Source organism: Enterococcus sp. S53 (genome assembly GCF_016516865.1).
GTDB classification, from domain to species: Bacteria; Bacillota; Bacilli; order Lactobacillales; family Enterococcaceae; genus Enterococcus_D; species Enterococcus_D innesii.
Window position 1 is genome coordinate 1 of the sequence record NZ_JACVUH010000058.1, and the last position, 963, is coordinate 963.

Consider the following 963-nt stretch of genomic DNA (forward strand, 5'->3'; position numbering starts at 1 on the left):
TCATGCGTTTCACCAGTATCCATGTAACTGGATACCGCCTCTTGCACATCTTGCTGCAGTTTTTGCCCATAGTTCTTAAGCGACTTATTTACGATTCGATTGGTTCTTGCAGGACCAAGCTTGGCTTCGAGATTCTTTAGAATCTCATCCACGCCTTTAACTGAAACGCTCATGAAGTCACCCCCAAGATGATTTTAAGAAAATCGTTATTCTCAACATCAGGCGCAAAATCTACAATATCCCATACATCATCTTTGTATCGGAAATCATCCAAGACTACTTTATGCGCATTGTTTGGCAAATAATCTGTGAATGGATCCCGAATCTTGATTGTGACAGCTTTTTTTGTTCCTTTGCCGCTAAGAATATCTCTATCCTTAGAAGAAGGATTGTAGACCAAGCAAGTACAGTAATACAATTTCTTGTTTTCTTGTTCACCCGGTTCAGGTCCATCGTTTGGTTTTACTTCAAAAAAAGTAACCGGCGTGTTTAAATCACCGGCTACAATTTCAGGTCTTTCATATTTTGTTTTAATCGGCAACTTGATCACCTACTAAATCTATCGAAGCATCCATAATCATCATCTGGAAGTTGTCATAAAAGTATTCAAGGGCCTCGTTTCTTAAATAACGAGTACGCTCATAAACCAACTCTTTGCCCTTCTCATACTTTGTAGGATCGAACTCTCCAATGATCGATTTGATATCGGCAAACCCACTTTCCAATTGTTTGCCAATACTTTCATCTTCGGACGAATGAAAAATACGAAAACGTTCCTTGAATTCATCAATAAACACTTGATCGTTCATTCATCATCCCTCCAATAGATCAATCAAATCTTGCTTCTTAGCGTTGCTTGCATAATCAATTGCACGCTCGTCTAACAACGCTTTTAGTTCTGGAACCGTAAGGCTAGAATAGTCTACAGTCGCCATACGAGCGTTAGGCGTTGTTACTCCCCCG

Annotated in this window: 3 protein-coding genes; all 3 read right to left on the bottom strand. The window is 39.8% G+C overall.

The annotated features are described in order from the left end of the window. Positions 1-169: 169 nt before the first annotated feature. Genes IAE45_RS18630 through IAE45_RS18640 form a run of 3 tightly spaced genes read right to left on the bottom strand, consistent with a single transcriptional unit; the run spans position 170 to position 935 of the window. Positions 170-541: a phage head-tail adapter protein gene (locus IAE45_RS18630; protein WP_194185611.1), complete on the bottom strand. Its 372-nt coding sequence runs from the start codon at positions 539-541 to the stop codon at positions 170-172. Then, entirely contained in the window at positions 531-809 is a 279-nt protein-coding gene (locus IAE45_RS18635) for a hypothetical protein (RefSeq protein ID WP_087627964.1), read from the bottom strand. The genes IAE45_RS18630 and IAE45_RS18635 overlap by 11 nt, the downstream gene beginning before the upstream one ends. A 3-nt stretch (positions 810-812) precedes the next feature. Further along, entirely contained in the window at positions 813-935 is a 123-nt protein-coding gene (locus tag IAE45_RS18640; RefSeq protein WP_071859285.1) for a HeH/LEM domain-containing protein, read from the bottom strand. Positions 936-963 lie beyond the last annotated feature (28 nt).

Coding starts and splice junctions, on each gene's coding strand:
- IAE45_RS18640 (WP_071859285.1), bottom strand. CDS start 935: ATGGCGACTGTAGACTATTCTAGCCTTACGGTTCCAGAACTAAAAGCG.
- IAE45_RS18635 (WP_087627964.1), bottom strand. CDS start 809: ATGAACGATCAAGTGTTTATTGATGAATTCAAGGAACGTTTTCGTATT.